This window comes from Candidatus Marinimicrobia bacterium CG08_land_8_20_14_0_20_45_22, from assembly GCA_002774355.1.
Classification (GTDB): Bacteria; Fidelibacterota; UBA2242; order UBA2242; family UBA2242; genus 0-14-0-20-45-22.
Genome location: PEYN01000195.1, coordinates 1 through 20,796, shown reverse-complemented (window position 1 = coordinate 20,796; position 20,796 = coordinate 1). Strand labels below are relative to the sequence as shown.

Here is a 20,796-nt window from a genome sequence, read left to right as displayed (position 1 = left end):
TAAAGAACAGTATAAATCTGATGAGGCGGGTATAGAGTTTTTGTCGGCATCGCTGGCAGATAAAAAAGAGATGTATGAATTGGAAAAATCTTTGGCTAAAGGAACTACTCCTCCGAAGGAAGAAACTGTCTCTCTTATACCAGATAAATTCAAATTGTATCAAGCATATCCCAATCCTTTCAATCCTGTAACGCAATTCGGATATGCAGTTCCGACGAAATCTCAGGTGCGGATTGATATTTACGATCTGAGAGGCAGGCTGACGGAAACGCTTGTAAATCAGGTCAAAGAGCCCGGCAATTATCAGGTAGCCTGGGACGCTTCGAAATATCCTTCCGGCGTCTATCTGTATAAAATACAGGCGGGAACTTACACCGAAACGAAAAAATGTTTATTGATTAAATAATCGAATCACGTATCCATCCGGCAAGTTTAACCTGCCGGATCGAATGAGTTATGTTCGGGGGGCACACGAAAGTGTGAAGACAGGAGAAAATGTCCGAATCGCCGATTAACCAGATTGCGCTGATTTCCCTGATTATCGAAAATATGACTGATAAAAGGAATCTGTGAAATCCATATTCGCCAAAGGCGAACTGACGATGTTATGAGCGAGGCAAACAATATTCAGATAATTTATGGATGCTGTGCCGTGCTACTCTTGATCTTGATCTTAACCTTAACCTTAACCTCAACCTAATTTGTCTTCTCCCTTTTCGCCTCTTTTCGTGGTCAAACATCTTCTCTTATTTGCGTTCATTCGTGGTAACCTGTCCCGATATTGTTCGGGATTCGTGGTTCCGAAGCGTATCTACCACCGTTTATTCCAGTGGATCAGCGAAACCGAATCGCCGATCGCTTCGCTCAAGGTCTTCACTTCGAGCGAGCCTTTTTCCGAAGTGATGACCAGATCGGAAACATCTAAAAGAGCGTTGGGACAACCGGCTTCTTCCGATTCCAGCGGGCTTCTGTCCTGAAACAGGACGACGAACTTATCCTTATGAAAAATGAAATCACCGACGCCAAAAGTATATCGATCGATCTCTGCTCCCTTTCCATTTCCAACGAGGCAATAAACGCCATTTTCGATCGTCGCCAACCAGGAATAGTAATCGGTTACTTTGTAGGAATTTCGTTCCGGCATGGGCAACTTTCCGAAGTAATTGATCAACGGTCTGCCGCCGAGTTCCGCCGCCCGGACAATAAAAGATCCGAAGTTACCACCAATCCAATTGACCGTCTGATGATCCGACCAATAATCGTTCCATCCGCCAGCGTTCGCGATGAACGGTACATTCCGGAAGATCATCAGATTGTCGGCAAAACGATTGCCGGTAGAAGCTCGCACGCTAACTCGGAGTACTTCGTCCGAAAGCCCGCCGTAATCATAACCACGAACGACGAACCGGCTCTCTTTTCCGGGAGTCGAAACGAATTCACGACCGAATGCGACGCTGACTTTAAATCGAATTGTCCCCGGAAAATAGTCGCTGAACGACGGAAGCGATTTCAATTCCACGAGCCATTTGTCGTTCCACTCCGGAATTGGGATTTCGCGATATTGAATTCGCGCCCACGGATCGATTTTTGTCGGCGTATTCGTATAAACCGTGTCTGTTTTTTCCGGAAGAATGGCGTACCATCGGATGAGCGGCTGGCTTCTCTCGAAATCTTCCCATTTGGCGATTCGGTTGGATGAAATAGTATCACCGCTTAAAACGATATCGCGCATCGGCGTCAAATAAGTTGGCGAATAAAGTCCGTCCAAACGCATCGCCAGAACAAGCGACATCTGTAAGGCATCGCTGGACGACAGAATTCTATTGGAATCGCTGGTGACTTCCGAATAATTGATCCGGCTGACGATGTGCGCCTGAACGAATTGCATCGGCGTTCCTGAATAACCAAGACTCGATAGCAACAATACGTAAATAACCGGCTTATAACTTTTTCTCAGCCATTTCCCTAACCAATTCATAGTAAAAATTTAGGTGAAAATTTTCGGGAAGACATTGAAATATTTTCAGAGACTTTTTATCGAATAAAACAAAACATAAAAAATCCCCTACCGAACTTCTTTCCGATTTTGTAACTTTAAAAAGTGAACTTGACGTATCCAAATATCAACGGCAAATTAAGTCAACACAAAAGAAAGCCATATCCAAAATCCATTTTAAAACGAGGTGAATGATGAGCAATGCAAAGTTTACGTTACCGAATCCAGTTAATGAACCGATTCTCGGTTACATGCCCGGAAGTCCGGAAAAGAAGGCGTTAAAAGCCATGCTGGCGAAAATGTCAGCCGAAGAAATTGAAATTCCTTTGATCATCGGCGGCAAAGAAGTTCGCACTGGAAAAATTGGTCGATGCGTCATGCCGCACGATCATCATCATGTTTTGGCAACTTACCACATGGCTGGAACGAAGGAGGTTGAAGCCGCTGTCGCCGCTTCACAAATCGCATGGAAAACCTGGTCGGTGATGCCATGGTGGGATCGCGCCGCTATCTTCAAGAAGATCGCCGCTCTGTTGTCTGGTCCATGGCGGGCAACTCTGAATTCCGCGGCGATGCTCAACCAGAGCAAGAACGTTTTTCAGGCAGAAATCGACGCCGTATGCGAGTTGACCGACTTTTTCAATTTCAACGCTAAATACATGGAATTTATCTACGAACAACAACCTGCTTCGCCTGCGGGGCAATGGAATCGCCTCGAATATCGCGCACTGGAAGGTTTTATCTTTGCGGTAACGCCATTCAATTTCACATCGATAGCCGGAAACTTACCGACTGCGCCCGCGATAATGGGCAACGTCGTTCTATGGAAACCCGCTTCATCCGCCGTTTTTCCCGCCTATTATTTGATGAAATTGTTCAAAGAAGCTGGCTTACCGGACGGCGTCATCAACTTTATTCCCGGTTCTGGTAGAGAAGTCGGTCCAAATGTTCTGACAAATCCGCTATTTGCAGGCGTCCATTTCACCGGTTCAACTGCCGTTTTCCAGAACATGTGGCAGACAATCGGAGCCAACATTGCCAACTATCGCAGTTATCCACGAATCGTCGGAGAAACCGGCGGCAAAGACTTTATTTTCACACATGCCAGCGCCGATGTCGATGAACTAAACACGGCAATCGTCCGTGGCGCTTTTGAATATCAGGGACAAAAATGTTCCGCCGCTTCCCGCGCCTACGTTCCCGAATCGCTTTGGTCAGTTTTGCGGGAAAAACTAATCGCGACCATTCGCACAATTAAGATGGGCGATGTATTGGATTTCAGAAATCTGATGAATGCGGTGATTGATCAATCGGCATTCACGAACATTACCGGATATATCGATTATGCGAAAAATTCTCCCGACGCTGAAATCATCACAGGCGGAAATTACGACGATTCAAAAGGCTACTTTATCGAACCAACTGTTATCCTCGCCAAAGAACCGAATTTCAAGACGATGAAAGAGGAAATTTTCGGACCAGTGATGACGATTTACGTCTATCCGGATGATAAATTCGAAGAAACCTTAGCGCTCTGCGATCAAACGTCGCCGTACGGTTTGACAGGTTCCATCTTTGCCAAAGACCGCGTGGCTATCGAAATTGCTTCAGCCGCTTTGCTAAACGCCGCTGGTAATTTCTATATCAATGATAAACCGACGGGCGCCGTTGTAGGTCAGCAACCTTTCGGCGGCTCTCGCTCTTCAGGAACGAACGATAAAGCGGGAAGTATGACCAACCTATTGAGATGGGTTTCACCACGTGCGATAAAAGAAACTTTGGTTCCACCGAAAGATTATCATTATCCGTTTATGACAGAAGAATAGACGACACGCTTCGAAAAAGCCCCGCAAATAGTCGGGGCTTTTTTGTTTTCGGAAAAGTCCAATTAGAAATTCCGGTTGCTGTCGCTTAAATTTTCTCCATGAAAAAAACCTGCATACAAGCGATCCTTTTCGATCTCGATGGCACGCTCACCGATTCATCATTCGATTTGATGAAAGGCGTGAATCTCATGTTGGCACATTATAACTTCCAGCCGATTTCTTATCAGCAATGTATCCGGTTTGTTGGCGATGGGATTCCAAAATACGTAAATCGCGCGCTTGGCGCTTCAGTTCATCAAAATCCGGACGTCGAGATCGACCCAGAATTTCTTAAACAGGCTATCAACCTTTTTCGGGAATATTACGCCAATCACCTCCTTGATCAGACCCGCCTTTACCCCGGCGTTATCGAAACTTTATCGAAACTGCGAGATTTTAAACTGGCTGTCATCACGAATAAATCTTACGATTTCTCGTTAGAAATTCTTACAAGACTAAAGATCGTAGATTTTTTTAGTTTGATCCTCGGCGGAGACTCGCTGGAGGAAAAGAAACCATCTCCTCAGCCGATCTTATACTTTTTGGACAAATTTAATATTTCACCCGATCAGGCGCTGATCGTCGGCGACGGGCAAAACGATATTCTGGCTGGAAAATCCGCGGGCATTCTGACTTGCGCTGTAACCTACGGATTCCGCTCAGAAACAGAGATCGCTTCGTTGGAACCGGATTACATGATTAGTAAATTTTCGGAACTTTTATCACTAAACTGCTTAACTTGAAATAAATTATCTTAACATTAATTTTCTATTTTTTATTTATCTATGAAATTATTATTAACTAATTAATTTCCTGTGATTTAAATAACGATAGTTCATTAAGGAGCAGATATGAAGAAAAATTTTTTAACTATATTAATGGGTTCCGCTTCACCTTAGGCGTTGGATTTGGTTTTGGATTCACAAAGGAAACGGCAGAATAATTCCCGTTTTCACATTTTTTTTAAAAGAGTCAGGTTCGCCTGGCTCTTTTTTTATCAATCGGATGAACCGTCCAGTCCCGCGCAGGAAGCATTTCTTTAACCGTTCCATTCAACTTTCGTTGAACAACTCTTACAATTCCTGCATTGGCAATGATGGCTTTGCACTGATTGCAAATAAGTCTGTGACCAACAACATATATCGTCGTGCCAGCCGTGCTTTGACCATTTCGCGCGGCGAGAACGACGGCGTTAGATTCTGCATGTGATCCGACTGCCCGACATAGTTCCAGAGAAGTTCCGGATGGAATATTATAACGATCTCGATAACAGTAACCGATTTCCAAACAATTGGGCTGGTAAGTCGGCGCACCATTGTAACCAGTCGAAATGATTGACTTATCCCGAACGATTACGGCTCCGACTTTGTTACGAAAACAGGTTGACCTTGTCGCAACTATTTCAGCAATATCTAGGAAATATTCATCCCATGATTTACGCTGACTAAGCGCCTTTTTGATCTCGGATGGTTTCATCCTATCTGTCATTTAATCTCCTAAAATTCAATCAATTCGCTGAAATTTACAAAATCGACTCTTAAAATACATCCGTTTTAAATATCTTCGATCTACAATTTAGTATAAAGTTGGATTCAGCATAATTTTTACCTAAAGTGCTCAATCAATAAATTCTTAATATTTTAAAGACATACTGAAAAATATTCCTACCACTATTTATTAATTAATTTATAAATTCCTTGAGAGTTGTGATATTTAAAGATTATGAGGTAAGTATGTTTGACGCCAATGACCATATGTTTTCGTACATCAAAGAAAAAAACATCGCATTTATTGATTTGAAATTCACCAACCTTTTCGGCGGCTGGCATCACCTCACTTTACCTGCGCCCCGCTTCGATCAACGGATTCTCGAAGAAGGAATTGGATTTGATGCTTCGTCTATGGTTGGCTTCAAGGCTTTGGAAGCGGGTGACATGGTACTAATCCCTGATATCCAGACAGGATTCGTCGATCCATTTTTTAATTATCCGACACTGAGTTTTATCTGCAATATAGCCGAAGCAGATACAAGAAAACGATTCGAACGCGATCCAAGATTCATCGCTCAGCAGAGCGAAGATTTCCTCAAATCAACCGGAATTGCCACCGAGAGCAAATGGGGTCCGGAGTTTGAATACTATATTTTTGATAGGGTTGATTTCCGGAATGACCCGTTCTATACATATTTTAAAATTGATTCCGAAGAATCCGAGTGGGCAAATTATCAGGGGGAAGGCAACCAGTCTGGTTATCAAATCGCTCACCATAAAGGCTACCACGCCATTCCGCCCTTTGATGTTCTAAATAACATCCGAACGGAAACCGTTCAGATTCTCGAATCCTGCGGCGTACCAGTAAAGTACCACCATCATGAAGTCGGTTCGTCAGGGCAAGTTGAGATCGAAGTTGTTCTTGATACGCTAACCCGAATGGGCGATGTGACCATGTTAACAAAATATGTTGCGAAAAATGTAGCCCGGAAATTGGGTAAAACGGCGACTTTTATGCCCAAACCGCTTTATCACGAAGCAGGCAACGGTATGCACTTCCACCAGCATTTGTTCAAAAACGGCCAACCGTTATTCTATGATAAATCCGGCTACGGCGGACTCAGTCAACTGGCGTTATCTTACACTGCCGGAATTCTTAAACACGCACCGGCATTAACAGGACTAACAAATCCGTCCACAAATTCTTTTCGCAGACTTGTCCCTGGATACGAAGCGCCCGTAAGTCTTTTCTTCAGCCTCGCCAACCGCAGTTCAGCGGTGAGAATCCCAAAATATGCAACAAATCCGATGGAGAAACGCGTTGAATTCAGACCGCCTGACGCCACATGTAATCCGTACCTTGCTATGTCTGCAATGCTTCTGGCTGGAATCGATGGAATTCAACACAATTTGGATATTCGTCAGGAAGGATTTGGTCCGTTCGACGTAAATCTCTTCGCCAAGGAAAATGGACACGTTCGAGAGAAAATCGCCAGCATCCCAACTTCACTTGAGAATGCGCTCGAGTGTCTCAATCGCGATAACGATTTCCTCACGCGTCAGTCCATTTTTCCATCCGATCTGATCTCAACCTGGATTCAGGAAAAAATGAATAAGGATTTCCTTGAAGATAGAAATCGTCCGACGCCATATGAGTTTCTCCTGTATTTTGGAATTTGAAAAAGATTTCATCTCTTACTTCTAAATTTGTCCAATATGTTTTAAGTTTCAGACAGTTCTCTGAATTCACTTTTCAAAGGAAAAAGAAAATCGAAAGGATATTTCATCGTTGTTTTTCATCACGCAACAATACTTTTCCACTGTTAACCATCTAAGGAGCCAAAATGAAAAAATTAACCATTCTAATTATCGCGGTGATGATGATGTCCATTAACACGGCAACTTCGCAAACGCGAGAGCGCTCGACAATCCCGGTTCAATATACATGGGATTTGACGCCAATCTATCCATCCGACGAGGTATGGCAGGTTAGCAAATCTGCTTTTGTCAGCCGATTAGACGAGATTCTGAAATATCAAGGCAAAATTGGCGCTTCTGCAGAAAATTTGTACGACTGTCTGAATATGCGAAGCAAAATGACGAAAGAGTTGGTGCGGCTTTATGTCTATGCAAACTTGAAGTCAGATTTGGACACACGCGATTCTAAAGTTATGGCTATGAAACAGGAAATGGGACAAATCGCGACCAATTTTGGCTCAAAGTGCTCGTTTATCGATCCCGAAATTCTTAAGATCGTTCCAAAAATCATCAACGAGTTTTTCGCTAAGAAGAAAGACTTAAAGATTTTTCGGTTTTATATCAACGACCTTCAACGCAGTCAAAAGCACATGTTATCTGAAGGAGAAGAAAAGATCATTGCCGAAGCAGGGCTGATGTCCGACACGCCATACTCAATTTTCGGGATTTTTGCCAACGCCGACTTTCCATATCCCGACTTGGTATTGAGCAATGGAGAGAAAATTCATCTCAACCAAGCCAGTTTCGGGAAATATCGCACACTCGAAAACCGCCAAGACCGCGAAGCCGTTTTTCAGACATTTTTCGGAAGATTGTATGACTATCGCCGGACGTTTGGCACACAGTTAGACGCCAATGTAAAAAAGGACATGTTTTATGCCCGAGTCCGCGGCTATAACAGCTGTCTCGAAAGCGCGCTTGACAAAGGCAACATTCCCGTCGAAGTTTATAAAACGCTCATTCGGAATGTCAACAACAACCTAGATACTTTTTACCGCTATCTAAACCTCAAGAAAAAAATGTTGGGTGTTGAGCAATTGAAATATTCAGACCTCTATGCGCCCGTCGTAAAAGGAAATGACGCGGAATATTCTATCGATGACGCAAAAGGAATGATCCTTTCGGCACTTAGACCGCTCGGAAATGAATATATAAGCACGGTTAATCACGCGTTCAATGAACGATGGCTGGATATGTATCCGACTCCTGGAAAACGCAGTGGCGCCTACTCCAACGGTTCGGCATACGATGTTCACCCATACATGTTGCTGAATTTTAATGGTATGTATCAAGATGTCAGCACGATGGCACACGAATTGGGACATACGATGCACAGTTACTTTTCCAATAAAAATCAACCCTATCCGACATCCGATTATTCTATTTTCGTCGCGGAAGTCGCCTCAACTTTCAACGAAATCACACTCTTTCACAATTATTTGAATACGGTAAAAGATGACAACATGCGGCTTTCCTTGTTGATGGAATATCTTGACGGAATTAAATCGACCGTCTTCCGCCAAACACAATTCGCCGAATTCGAACTCCGCATCCACGAAATGGCTGAGTCTGGCGAACAGTTAACCGGTGACAGCATGACAGAACTCTACAAACAGATTGTTCGCGCTTACTATGGTCATGATAAAGGCATTTGCTATGTTGACGATTTTATCAATATCGAATGGGCTTATATTCCGCATTTTTACTACAATTTTTATGTTTATCAGTATTCGACTTCGTGGACAGCGGCAACAGCATTATCCGAGAAAGTCCGTAACGGTGAAAAAGGCGCTTTAGAAAAGTACCTCACCCTCTTGTCTTCTGGCGGCTCAGATTATCCAATCAACCTTCTCAAAAAGGTAGGTGTTGACATGACAACTTCCGAACCATTTAATCAGACAATGAAAGAAATGAACTGGGTCATGGACGAGATTGAAAAAATCTTAGCGAAACAGAATAAATAGCGCTTTTTCAAATAATCTTTAAACAGAACCTAGAAATCCCTGATATTGATATCGGGGATTTCTATTTTCCCCGCTCAATTGTTTAAAAAAAGTGATTTTCCATGCGATACCAATCACTATTTTCTGCCAATTTCCAAGACAACTGTAACTACAATAAGAAAATATCTTGCAATATGCAAAACTGTCCAATAAATTTTTCTCAATTTGTATACGTGCAAGTTATAGTATTGAAAGTCAAAAAGTTTTTTCCATATAAATCCGGAAGGAGCCTGCATGAGAGTCAGATTCTGGGGAGTTCGCGGATCCATTCCAACACCTCCGACAAGTGAGCAGATTCGGGCAAAGATTCTAAAAGCATTTAAAAAATTTTCTTCAGATAAGGATTTTAGTTTAAATCAGGTCGAAGAATACTTGATGCACTCTTCCGTCGTCGATACAGGATTTGTTGGCGGCAATACATCCTGCATTGAAATACGCACCGATGACAAAATTCTCATATTCGATATGGGGAGCGGACTTAAACGCTTGGGTAATCACCTTCTCAAAAACGAAAAGACAAAGAATGGACTTGAACTTCACATTTTCCTGAGTCATACGCACTGGGATCACATTCAAGGGCTACCATTTTTTACACCGGCTTTTTTTCCAAACAACAAACTCGTTTTTTACAGCGTTCATCGTAATCTGCGCGATCGCTTGGAAACGCAACAAGATTATCGCTTTTTCCCCGTTTCGCTCGACAGCATGTCATCAAAAAAGGAATTCGTCCAACTCGAGCATAAACAGACCATCTCTATTGGAAATGTAACTGTGTCGAACATCCCGCTTTATCACCCCGGCGGCTCATTCGGATTCCGTGTGGAATGCGGCGGGAAAGTATTCGTTTACGCCACCGATTCAGAATATAAAGACCAGAGTCGCGAAGCCATCAATCAGAATACGAAATTTTTCCGCGACGCCGATCTCCTTGTTTTCGACGCTCAGTACACTTTTGAGGAATCCATCCACAAAGAAGACTGGGGACACAGTTCCGCGCTGATCGGAATTGATTTCGCCATTGATGCAAACGTCAAACGTTTGGCGCTCTTTCATCATGAGCCGGAACGCGACGACTTTGAAATCTATGAGATCCTTAAGAAATCCCTCGACTACAAGAAAATCAATTACCCTGAATCCAAATTGGAAATTTTCCTCGCAACCGAAGACCTTGAACTTGAATTGTAACGTTAACATTTTTAGACATTACAAGTAAGTTCTAATAGGAAATATTCAAATCATAACGGACGCAACCTAAATAGATATCACAGCGCAGGTCCGTATTAAAAATCAAGTTCCAGAGATTGGAAAAATGTATGACTTCGCCTCTATCTTCGGCGTAGAGATCGATTTGGATTTGATTATTTCTCTGATTCTAAACACTGGAAATGATGTCGAGCCCCTGCGGCGGTGGCATGACCCAACGGACAGATTGAATCGTTCCGTCCTTCCGAACCGTACGTTCTACTTTTTTACATTTAATCACGGAATGCTCGATGAACAAATCGTCCTCGATGACGGAGCCAAAAATATATGTTGTCCCTTTGATCGTAACATTATTACCAATGACAGTGGGAAACTCGTCACTACCGGTCACGATGACGCTGGACTCAATGCTTGTGTTGTCGCCGATCCGGATATTTCCTTTTAACATGTCGCCTCGCATGATTATACAGTTCTTCCCGATGACCATGACCTGATTTGCATAAGTACTTAGCGAAACGCGCTCGTGGATTAGGGTACCTTTTCCAATAACGATATTTCCGTTCAGAGTACTGCCTGACCGAATCGATACGCCATGGCTTAGTTGAACGTTTTTCCCAAGATAGACGCCTTTACCGATTTCGATGTCCAGCGGCGGCTGTTTCAAATCGAGTTCCAGAATCTGGCGAACGACTTCATCTGCAATGAAAAAATCGTCTTCGTCTTCGATAAAAATGATATCGCGTAATTGTTTCCAAACTTTTCGCCGGGCAATGTTTCCCATTTCCCGGAGTACGCTTTTTACATTAAAACCAATCACTGCCGAATTATCAGTAACCGTATAAGCACCAACGCTGATTCCGTTATGGTTAAAAATAGAAATAATGTCGGTCAAATAAAGTTCGCCCTGAACATTATCTGGAGTCAGACAGCTGATAAAGTTTGAAAGATTTTGGTAATTGACCGCGTAGACACCGGCGTTGTATTCTCGGATTTTCAACAATTCGCTTTTCTGAAAACAGTATAGGCGTTTGTTGTAAGTGATTTTGTAATCTTTTCCATCTGGAAGCGCGAGAATATCTTTATGTTCTTTAATCTCGATAACCTTGCCGCGATCGACACCTGAAGGTTTTTCTTCTGCGTCGAACTCCGGAACGCGGAGAATTCGTCCATAAGTATTTTCAAGAGTATCACCAGAGAAATTTCCTGTCAAGATCATCATTCCGTGCTTGGACTTCTCGAATTCCGTTTTCAGTTGATGAATGACTTCTGGCGTGATCAATCCCATATCGCCCGGTAAGATATAAATATCATGCAAATTTTGATAAGAAGACAACCCGGAGAGCGCCACACGCACCGCGTCTCCCGTTCCCTTCTGTTCTTTTTGATATACGAACAACCGATTCGTCGCTTTTCCAGTTTTCTCTGCCACTTCCCGGGCTTTAATGCCGACGACGATAACCTGATTCTGCGTTTCCAATCCTATCGATGCCGCATTCGCAACACGCAGTACCGTCGGAACCCCCCAGATTTCGTGTAACATTTTAGAACGGTCAGATTTAATACGCTTGCCGTGCCCAGCGGCTAAAATGGCGGCAACAGGCGAACCGTCATTGATCAATGTTCCGGAAAGCGTCTGAAGTTTCTCTGCTAATTGTTCATTTTCACCGTTCTCCATGATGCCTCCTCTTGGAAACGTTTGTTAAGCGAAACCGTCCCGAATCTTCGGGACGGGTGGAATTTAGTCACCTATATAGAATTTAAAAATACGACATACAAATAAATTACTGGCGCTCCGACGAAAAATGAGTCGAATCTATCCAACACGCCGCCATGGCCGAGTAATAAATGACCGGAATCTTTGATTTGAGCATCCCGCTTAAATACAGATTCCGCAAAATCGCCGGCCTGCCCAAAAATACCAGCAAGAATTCCAAAGATGATAAGAGTCGTTAGATTCAGTGATTCCGGCGCCCAGCCAAACCACCGAAAAAGCAATGTCGTCACAACTGCGCCAACCAACCCTGCGACGCAACCTGAGACCGTTTTTCCCGGACTGATTAGCGACGCCATCTTCGGGCCCTTGATCCATTTTCCGAATACGAAAGCCAGCGAATCACAAATCCAAATCGAAACGAACAGCAATATCGTTAATTGTCGCGCCTCAATTGGCGAGATCGATGGAAATTGACTTCCCATATTCCTCAAAAGTACTAGCGAAGATAGCAAAACCGGCGCATACAAAAATCCCATCGCCGAAACAGAAAGGTTGATTGTCGCACCATCAATACGTTTCGATAGATTATAAAAGACTAAGGAAACCGAGATGGCAATAAAAAATAACATCAATGCCTGAGGCAACCAGTAAGCGACGCCGAGCCAGATAATTCCCACCATGATGCTGAACCAAACATACGGTTTAGAACCTTTAATCCGCGATATGCGAAAAAATTCGATTTGAGACAACACAGAGATGACGACGATCAATCCAAAAAACGGAATTCCGCCAAAATAAATCAGTAGTAAAATACCGGGAATCCCAAAAAAGTTGATAATCATTCGGGTGGCAAAATTATTCATTTTTCCCCCTTAGTTTTTTCGGTTGGCTCCATACTTCCCCATTTCACGACAACTACTTCAACCTTTCCAACGCCATCTCCGATCAATCCGATCTCTTTTGCCGCGCCATATGACAAGTCCAATTCACGCTCCGGAATGAAAGGACCTCTATCATTGACAATAACCGTTACGGATTTTCCCGTCGGCGGATAAGTAATTTTCAGAACGGTTCCAAATGGTAATGTCTTGTGCGCGGCGGAATTACCGTGCATGTCAAAAATTTCGCCATTGGCGGTAAGACATCCGTCGAATTCCTCACCATAAAACGAAGCGATCATCATCGTTTTACGCGAAATTCCTTTTAGAATCATCTTCTCTTTAGTTCGGGCAGGCGTTTCCAATGATCGATATCGCGGAGATGATGTACACCCAAGAAGAAAAATCATCGCGATAATCAAATAAGTCGCCGATCGCGTCAAATTTTTACCTTTCCAACGAGTTCGGTTACTGATCTGACTCCTTGAGCGACGCCATATTCTTCTAAAAATTCAAGAATTTCACCCACCGCATTCAGATCAAAAAAATTCACAGTTCCCAATTCAACCGCCGATGCACCAGCGAGTAGAAATTCGACGACATCCGCTCCACAGGTAATTCCGCCAACCCCGACAATCGGGATATCAACCGCTTGATGCGTTTTGATAATGTTTGCAATGGCTATTGGCTTGATTGCCGGACCGGACAGTCCGCCAATGACGGTATTTATCAAAGGTCTTCGCGTTTTGATATCAATCGCCGCGCCGTAAACAGTGTTGATCATCGAAACGGCATCAGCGCCGCGTTTTTGACATACTTCCGCCAAAATTCGAATATCGGTGACGTTTGGTGACAATTTAATCATTAAAAACCGGCCGGTCAGATCACGAAATCTTTCGACAATATGGTCGAGAACCTCAGACTTGGCGCCGAATTCGATGCCGCCTTCCCGTACATTCGGGCAGGAAACGTTTATCTCGTAGCCGGCGATCCATTCTTGCGATTCGAGTTTTATCAATGTCTCAGCGTACTCGTCTTCCGTCCTTCCGGCAATATTGGCAATTACTTTCCCCTGAAATCGGCGAAGCGACTCGGATTTCTGTTCGATAAAAGCATCAACGCCGATATTCGCCAACCCAATGGAATTAATCATTCCTGCGGTTGTTTCGGTGATGCGCGGCGACGGATTGCCGGCTCGTGGATGAAGCGTCAACGATTTTGTTACGATTCCGCCGAACCGATTTAAATCGATCAAATCCATCAATTCATCACCGTAGCCAAATGTCCCAGATGCCGTCAGAATCGGATTCTTCAGTTGGAGTTTTGCGCCGACTTGCGTTTTTAAATCAATCACCGAAGATCACCTCATCGGAACGAAAAACCGGACCATCCTTGCAAACCAGCAGGTAACTTGCTTCTGCTTCGTTCGATCTTTTTTTCACGATGCATCCTTGACATAAGCCAAGTCCGCACGCCATCACTCTTTCTAAAGAAATCTGACAAGTAAAACGATGTTTGTCTGCGAGATGCGCCAACGCGGCATTCATTTTCTCCGGTCCACAGGCATAAACTGCAAAAGGCTTCTTCATCTGCGGCAAATGCCAAAGAAAATTGTCAACTGCCGTTCCGTGAAATCCAATCGTTCCATCATCTGAAGATGGAAAAAAATTACCCAATTGTTCGAACAGTTCCGTTTTTGGCATTTCTTCGCGATTTTTCACACCCCAAAAAAACTGCGGGACGGCTCCATTATGCTGGATTCTCTCCGCCAAAAATATCAGCGGCGCAACACCGACTCCGCCGCCAATCAGCACCTGCTTGACAATCGATGAATCAACCGTAAATTGATTTCCCAGCGGTCCTAAAACTTTAACGGCTTGTCCGGTTTTCCAATCTGCCATCCGATGCGTTTGTGGACCAACGACACGATAGATCAGCGTCAGATTATCGCCCGTGGCTCCAGCGACGCTAAACGGTCGGGGAAAAATGCGGATTTTATCGGAAAAATAGATGTTAACGAATTGCCCCGGTTGCGCCGATCGTGAAATCACCGGACATCTCAAAGTCATCCAATAAATATTTTTGGCAACCGCGTTGTTTTCCAGAACGACTGCTTCCGTCAGATTTCTCATCTTGCGTTTTCAGCCTCATCTTTGAGATTGTTTGGCGCCGGTTTCTGTGGTTTATCCTTGCGTTTTTCCCGTTCATCCGACTCGGTGTCTTCATTCAGAGGCGGCGAAGGCGGTGGACTTAGTTTTTCTTCCTTCATTGATTGTTCGGTTGGCGTCGTTTGTTGGCTGGCAAATAATGCCGCCAGATCATCATGCTCAGATCGGGCATTTTTCAGCAAAACGCTTTTCGGATAGCAGTCGATGAAACGCTGGTAAGCCGCAATGGCGCTGTCAGCGTTAAATAGTTTTTTGTGATAGACCCACGCAACGGCAAACGCACTTTTTTCGCCATAGATCGTCGCCGAATTATTGGCGTTAATCCGTTTGAAAATCAAGACTGCCGAATCGGGTTTTTGATCGATCAGGTTTTCGGCGGATTGATATAATTGTCCGGCTTCGCGCTCATCATCCAGCAAGACGATTTCCCGATTCTCGATAAAAGCAAGATAGGGTGATTTGGGAAATTGCTCTTTGAATGTCTTGAGATAAAATTTCGCAGACGTCGTATCGTTTCCCTTATCATAGATAAAATACAAAGCGTACAAAGCCTTATCTATCATTTTGTTGAAAAGTGGTGAATGGACTATTTTTTCATACTGAATTATAGCGCTGTCCGTCTGCTCGAAATTGAAATAATAAATTTCCGCCAGTTCATACAGGTTTTTATAGTAATCTGAAAAAACAGCGGTCGTATCGACCATTTTCTGTTTTGCCGCGACCTCCTTCTCGATCGCTTTTTTGATTTCCTGTTGCGATGCATCCTGATTGATGGATGTAGCGGTGGAATCGGTAGGGTTAAGAAGCGACTTTTGAATCTGATTAACCTTTTCCGTTATTGAAACCAGCGCTTTCTTAACATTGAAATAGTGTTTGATGTCGCTTGAACGCATTTTTGATTCCAGTAAATAAACGGATTTCGCGTCCTCTCTACCGATGAGATCGAACTGTGCCTGCGCTTTTTCATAATTGTAAAAATGCGTCATGTTCAAATTTGCCAAATGGTAGTATGCTTCAGCTGACACCGGTTTTTTCGCGTATTTCTCCGTAATCTGTAGTAAACGCGACTGCGCAGATTCGTAGTCTTTTTGAGCCAGATAGATCAGCGCCATTTGAAATTCAAGATCGCCCCATATTTTCTCGTTTTGAGCGTCGTTCAATTTAGCTGAGATCAGTTCGACCGCCTCGTCAAACCTTCCGGATTCCCGGTAAATCTTTGACAAAAGGATTTGCATCTCGTCCTTCAGTTCCGGAGTCGGCGATAACCGGGAAACGCGCTTGAGATTGGCAATTGCTTCGGGAATATCATTTTTCTGAAGATAAAGTTCGGCGATATTGAACTGCGCTTGCGCGGCGACATCGTAATCTGCACCGACTTCGGTCGTTTTCTTCAAATAAACCAGCGCAGAATCAAAATTGTTTTTCTCTCGGAAGATTTCCGCCATCGTAAAAAAAGTTTCAGCGAGAAGCGCGTCGTCATCAACGGTTCTGGCGGTCTTTTTCATCTGATGCAATGCCAGTTCGACTTCGCCCATTTTCCATAGATTACGTCCATACCAGACTTGTAATTCGGGAGATCGATTGCTCGACGGATATTTAGATAAAAACTCCTCGAATTTTTTCTTTGCCGACAGGTAATCGCCTTTATAAAATGCTGATAGCGCGATGATGAACTGGGCATCGTCGCTCCATTTTGAATCCGGATATTTTATCAACACTTTATTGGATTTTTCTATCGCCGAATCGAATTTTTTCCGGACAGAAATCGTGATCTTGCCATCTTTGAGTTTGGAGAATTCTTCCACACCTTCATTAAAATATTTGTCGGCATTATAATAAGTATTGAAATAAGCGCAGTCGCTTAACAACCCAAGTGATAATAAAACTATCGATAGCCTCATAAATCCAAACTTCTTGACCCAGAAATCGCTTTTGTGAAGAAAATATCCTTTTCTCAAATCAGGCTTTCGGTAAAAGTGTCTTGATATCTTCAACGAGTTGCGGTAAAATTTCACTGGAATTCCCTTGTAAAATAAGGTCAGATTCTCCGCTTAAAACGGTTTTTTGCGTATTGATTTCAATGAGAAAAGCACCACTTTGTTTGGCTAAAACCGGTAGATCGGCGGCGGGGCGAACTTGCCCGGAGGTCCCAATGGAAAGAAAAACATCGGCATGGATTGCGGCGCCATAAGCCATTTCGAGATTTTCCTTCGGCAACGTTTCGCCGAACCAAACAACATCCGGACGGATCAGCCCTCCGCAATGACACCGTGGGATGTGATCCTTGGCATCCTTAAAAATCTCATCAAACTCATCGACGGAGTATCTTTGACCGCACCGCATGCAATAGTTTTCAAGAAGATTACCATGTAATTCGATAATGTCCCGGCTACCTGCACGCTGATGCAATCCGTCGATATTTTGCGTAATTAAATCGAAATGCCCCGATAGGTAACTGAGTTCAGCCAGAGCATAATGTCCCGGATTGGGCTCACACTTCCAGATAATTTCCTGACAGTACTTGTACCATTCCATAACGACGGCTGTATTTTGATAAAAAGATTCAAAACTGGCGAGTTCTTCGGGAGATAATTTCGTCCAAAGTCCATTTTCACCGCGAAATGTCGGAATTCCGCTTTCAACAGAAATGCCGGCGCCGGTCAGAACTGCAATATTTTTCGATTTTTTTATGGCTTCAATCGCAGACGGATCTGTTAAAATTTTCATTCGTTGTGACTTTCAATTCGCATTAAAAAAATTGTTCCGTTATCTTTTCTAATCTTCAAACCAATGAACAAGCCCGTCTTCAAACGGATTTCCAAGCGCCGGATGTTGTGGAATCAAACGGATGGTGTAACCATTCAATCCGCTTTCCCAGTTCGAAATGATTCCTTCGTAGATGAACTTATTGGAGTCCGCGCGACTGATGAGAGACATCGGCAGTAAGACGCCGTCGATGATATCTCCATGAATATCCAATTTCCCATAGTAAATCTGAACTTCGACATCTTCCGGTTGAATAACATCGAGATAAATTTCAGCGCGAACATTCAGAGTGCTTTTTACTGAAAGTCCATCCATCGATCCAGCATCTATTTTCAGGAATCGAATGGAATCCCAGTGTTCACGCATCTTTTCTTTCCACGCGGCAAGTTCCTTAGAGGCGGCAAAGTCGTTTTCACGCATCAATGTCGTTCTTACGGCGGCTGGAAAATACAAATTTGCCGTATAGTCGATCAGCATCCGATTCGTATTGAAAATCGGGCATATTTCCTTCATCGAGGATTTCATCATAGAAATCCAACGCCTTGGCAAACCATCAGAATCCCGATCATAATATGTCGGAAGAATCTCGTTCTCAAGAATGTTATAAAGTGTGCTGGCGTCCTGTTTATCCCAATAGTCGAGGTCCTCATAAGTTTCGCGTTTGCCGATCGACCAGCCAATGCCGGGTTGGCAAATTTCGTCCCACCAACCGTCGTAAGTACTAAAATTCAACACCCCATTGACGGCGGCTTTCATTCCGCTGGTACCGCAAGCTTCAAGTCCACGTCGCGGGTTATTCAGCCACAGATCGCATCCCTGAACGAAATAGCGCGCCATGTTCATATCGTAATTTTCGAGAAACGTGATGGATCGATAGAAAGGTTCCTCGTGCGAAAATTTCAGAATTTGGCGGATCAGTTTTTTCCCCTCCTCGTCTTTCGGGTGAGCTTTCCCCGCAACAATAATCTGTATTGGATACTTTTTATTCGTCAGAATTTTGGCTAACCGGTCAGGATCGCTGAAAATCAGATTCGCACGCTTGTATGTCGCAAACCGTCGTGAAAAACCGATTGTCAGCGCTTCGGTGTTTAAAACGCTGTTGACGCGGGAGATATCGCTGGGCGTTTTGCCAAGATTACGATATTGTTCGATCAGGCGTTTCCGCGCAAATGTGACAAGCCGTTCACGCCGACGTTCGTGCGTATGCCAGAGTTCAACATCCGGAATTTTCTCGACTTTTTTCCAGAGAGCCGCATCGGCCGGCTCCACCTGCCAGTAAGGTCCCAGATAACGATCGAATAAATCGGACATTTCCTGCGAAACCCATGACCCGTGATGAATTCCATTCGTCACGCTGATGATCGGGATCTCTTGAGTAAGCGCTTCCGGCCACAAGGATTTCCACATCTCCTGGGCGACTTTTTGATGAAGTTTACTGACCGCATTTGCTTTATAAGAAAGGTTGATCGCCAGAACAGCCATTGAGAAAAATTCTCCCGGAGCATCGGGGTCTTTCCTGCCTAAAGCCAGCAATTCTTCGATGTCGATCTTGACTTCTCGGCAATAGTCAGAAAAATACTTCCGGATTAGTTCCGGCGAGAAATAATCGATTCCCGCTTCGACGGGAGTATGCGTCGTGAAAATTGAACTGGCTTTGATGATTTCCAACGCTTCGTAAAAAGTCAGACCATTCCCCGACACAAGATTGCGAATTCGTTCCAATCCGGAAAATGCTGAATGTCCTTCGTTCATGTGACAAATGCACTCGGGCGTGTCAACCATCTTCAGTGCGCGAACGCCGCCGACACCGAGAATTAGTTCTTGTTGAACTCGCGTTTCCGTGTCGCCGCCATATAGTTCAGATGTGATTTTCCGATCTAGTTCGTTATTTTTCGGAATGTTCGTATCTAACAAATATAGATCGACGCGTCCAACTTTTGCAAGCCAGATCCGTGAATAAACCGTTCTACCGGGAAATGCAACTTTTACGAGCAATTCCTTCTTCTTTTTATCTTTGACCACAGAAATCGGCATATTGTAAAAATCATTGAGGGGATATTGTTCTTCCTGCCAATCGTCAACATTCAGCGTTTGTTGAAAATAACCATACTGATAAGACAATCCGACGGCGTGAAGCGGTATCCCCAATTCGGAGGACGATTTAAGATGATCTGCCGACAAAATTCCCAACCCGCCGGAATAAACAGCCAGACTCTCCGTGATTCCGTATTCCATCGAAAAGTAGGCGATATTCAGGTTATGATTGTATTTATTTTCATGGTTGTACCACGGGACTTTACTCATGGAGTGATCGAATTTATCGAGCACTTTACTAAACAGAAAGAGGTAACTCTCGTCTTGCACCCGCGCATTCAGCGTTTCCTGATCGACGCGGCTCAGCATGAGAACGGGATTGTGGCGTGTCTCTTCCCAGAGATCCATATCCAAACGGCTGAAAAGCTCGCGGGCATCCGCATTCCAGCTCCACCAAAGATTATAGGCAATTTCCCGAAGTCGGATCAGTTTTTCAGGAATGTAAGGCGATACCGTAAAGGTACTAATCGGTTTCATATTCAATTTCCTATCATATTAAAAATCAAGAGTAAACTTACTGAATCGACACTTCTCCCGCAACGGTCAACTTCAATCCAAGTGACCGAAGTAAATCTATTTGACTTAACCTTTTCGGGAAATGATCTTTTTTACCTGCAACAAATCTTCGGGACGCAGACAGGTTCTACGCCGATTAGGTATTTTCTCCGGCAAATTGTATATTTCAACCGTTTTTTGGGGATTCAGAAAATTGAGGAGAAAAACTGACCTGAATAATTCACCGCTGAGAACGCAGAGAATAAATGGCAAGTTTCATAACATCGTACACACTATTTATGTCATAACATCGTACACACTTTGCATAACTTCAGATAAAAGGTAAAAGAACAATGTCTAAAAAAA

General features: G+C 43.7%; 16 protein-coding genes. 6 read left to right on the top strand and 10 right to left on the bottom strand.

Annotation, left to right across the window (positions count from 1 at the left end; translation table 11 throughout):
- A partial coding sequence (locus COT43_11270) for a hypothetical protein (protein PIS27303.1) occupies positions 1-406 on the top strand: 406 nt, incomplete at its 5' end.
- Positions 407-811: 405 nt separating this feature from the next.
- Here the strand turns inward: COT43_11270 and COT43_11265 are convergent.
- Positions 812-1,888 carry a hypothetical protein gene (locus COT43_11265; protein ID PIS27302.1) on the bottom strand — a complete coding sequence of 359 codons (1,077 nt, stop codon included), beginning with the start codon at positions 1,886-1,888 and terminating at the stop codon, positions 812-814.
- A gap of 302 nt (positions 1,889-2,190) precedes the next feature.
- Between COT43_11265 and pruA the strand changes: the two genes are divergently transcribed.
- Both pruA and COT43_11255 read left to right on the top strand, forming a co-directional pair.
- Positions 2,191-3,822 carry a 1-pyrroline-5-carboxylate dehydrogenase gene (gene pruA / locus COT43_11260; protein ID PIS27301.1) on the top strand — a complete coding sequence of 544 codons (1,632 nt, stop codon included), beginning with the start codon at positions 2,191-2,193 and terminating at the stop codon, positions 3,820-3,822.
- Between the two features lie 98 nt (positions 3,823-3,920).
- On the top strand, positions 3,921-4,604 hold the full coding sequence (locus tag COT43_11255; protein ID PIS27300.1) for a phosphoglycolate phosphatase: 684 nt from the start codon (positions 3,921-3,923) through the stop codon (positions 4,602-4,604).
- A gap of 229 nt (positions 4,605-4,833) precedes the next feature.
- Here COT43_11255 and COT43_11250 read toward each other — a convergent pair whose 3' ends face one another.
- Positions 4,834-5,337, bottom strand: a complete 504-nt coding sequence (locus tag COT43_11250; GenBank protein PIS27305.1) for a cytidine deaminase — start codon at positions 5,335-5,337, stop codon at positions 4,834-4,836.
- Positions 5,338-5,594: 257 nt separating this feature from the next.
- Between COT43_11250 and glnA the strand changes: the two genes are divergently transcribed.
- From glnA to COT43_11235, 3 genes are all read left to right on the top strand, one after another.
- Complete coding sequence (gene glnA, locus COT43_11245; GenBank protein PIS27299.1) at positions 5,595-7,031, top strand: type I glutamate--ammonia ligase; 1,437 nt, start codon at positions 5,595-5,597, stop codon at positions 7,029-7,031.
- Between the two features lie 164 nt (positions 7,032-7,195).
- On the top strand, positions 7,196-9,073 hold the full coding sequence (gene pepF / locus COT43_11240) for an oligoendopeptidase F (GenBank protein PIS27298.1): 1,878 nt from the start codon (positions 7,196-7,198) through the stop codon (positions 9,071-9,073).
- Between the two features lie 273 nt (positions 9,074-9,346).
- Positions 9,347-10,297 (top strand): MBL fold metallo-hydrolase, encoded by a 951-nt coding sequence (locus COT43_11235; GenBank protein PIS27297.1) that lies wholly within the window; start codon positions 9,347-9,349, stop codon positions 10,295-10,297.
- 187 nt (positions 10,298-10,484) lie between these two features.
- On the opposite strand, the gene COT43_11230 is transcribed toward COT43_11235, so the two are convergent.
- From COT43_11230 to COT43_11195, 8 genes are all read right to left on the bottom strand, one after another.
- Positions 10,485-11,990 (bottom strand): multidrug transporter, encoded by a 1,506-nt coding sequence (locus tag COT43_11230; protein ID PIS27296.1) that lies wholly within the window; start codon positions 11,988-11,990, stop codon positions 10,485-10,487.
- A gap of 71 nt (positions 11,991-12,061) precedes the next feature.
- Positions 12,062-12,892: a hypothetical protein gene (locus COT43_11225; protein ID PIS27295.1), complete on the bottom strand. Its 831-nt coding sequence runs from the start codon at positions 12,890-12,892 to the stop codon at positions 12,062-12,064.
- The gene (locus tag COT43_11220) at positions 12,889-13,317 is read right to left on the bottom strand and encodes a hypothetical protein (GenBank protein PIS27304.1); all 429 of its coding nucleotides are present in this window, start codon (positions 13,315-13,317) and stop codon (positions 12,889-12,891) included. Before COT43_11220 ends, COT43_11225 begins: the two co-directional genes overlap by 4 nt.
- 29 nt (positions 13,318-13,346) lie before the next feature.
- Entirely contained in the window at positions 13,347-14,261 is a 915-nt protein-coding gene (locus tag COT43_11215) for a dihydroorotate dehydrogenase (GenBank protein ID PIS27294.1), read from the bottom strand.
- A complete protein-coding gene (locus COT43_11210; protein PIS27293.1) occupies positions 14,254-15,039 on the bottom strand; it encodes a hypothetical protein in 786 nt (261 codons plus the stop codon). Before COT43_11210 ends, COT43_11215 begins: the two co-directional genes overlap by 8 nt.
- The gene (locus COT43_11205; protein PIS27292.1) at positions 15,036-17,033 is read right to left on the bottom strand and encodes a hypothetical protein; all 1,998 of its coding nucleotides are present in this window, start codon (positions 17,031-17,033) and stop codon (positions 15,036-15,038) included. Before COT43_11205 ends, COT43_11210 begins: the two co-directional genes overlap by 4 nt.
- A 1-nt stretch (position 17,034) precedes the next feature.
- Positions 17,035-17,802, bottom strand: a complete 768-nt coding sequence (locus COT43_11200) for an NAD-dependent protein deacylase (protein PIS27291.1) — start codon at positions 17,800-17,802, stop codon at positions 17,035-17,037.
- A 48-nt stretch (positions 17,803-17,850) separates the two neighbouring features.
- Positions 17,851-20,412, bottom strand: a complete 2,562-nt coding sequence (locus tag COT43_11195) for an alpha-glucan phosphorylase (GenBank protein ID PIS27290.1) — start codon at positions 20,410-20,412, stop codon at positions 17,851-17,853.
- Between the last annotated feature and the right edge of the window lie 384 nt (positions 20,413-20,796).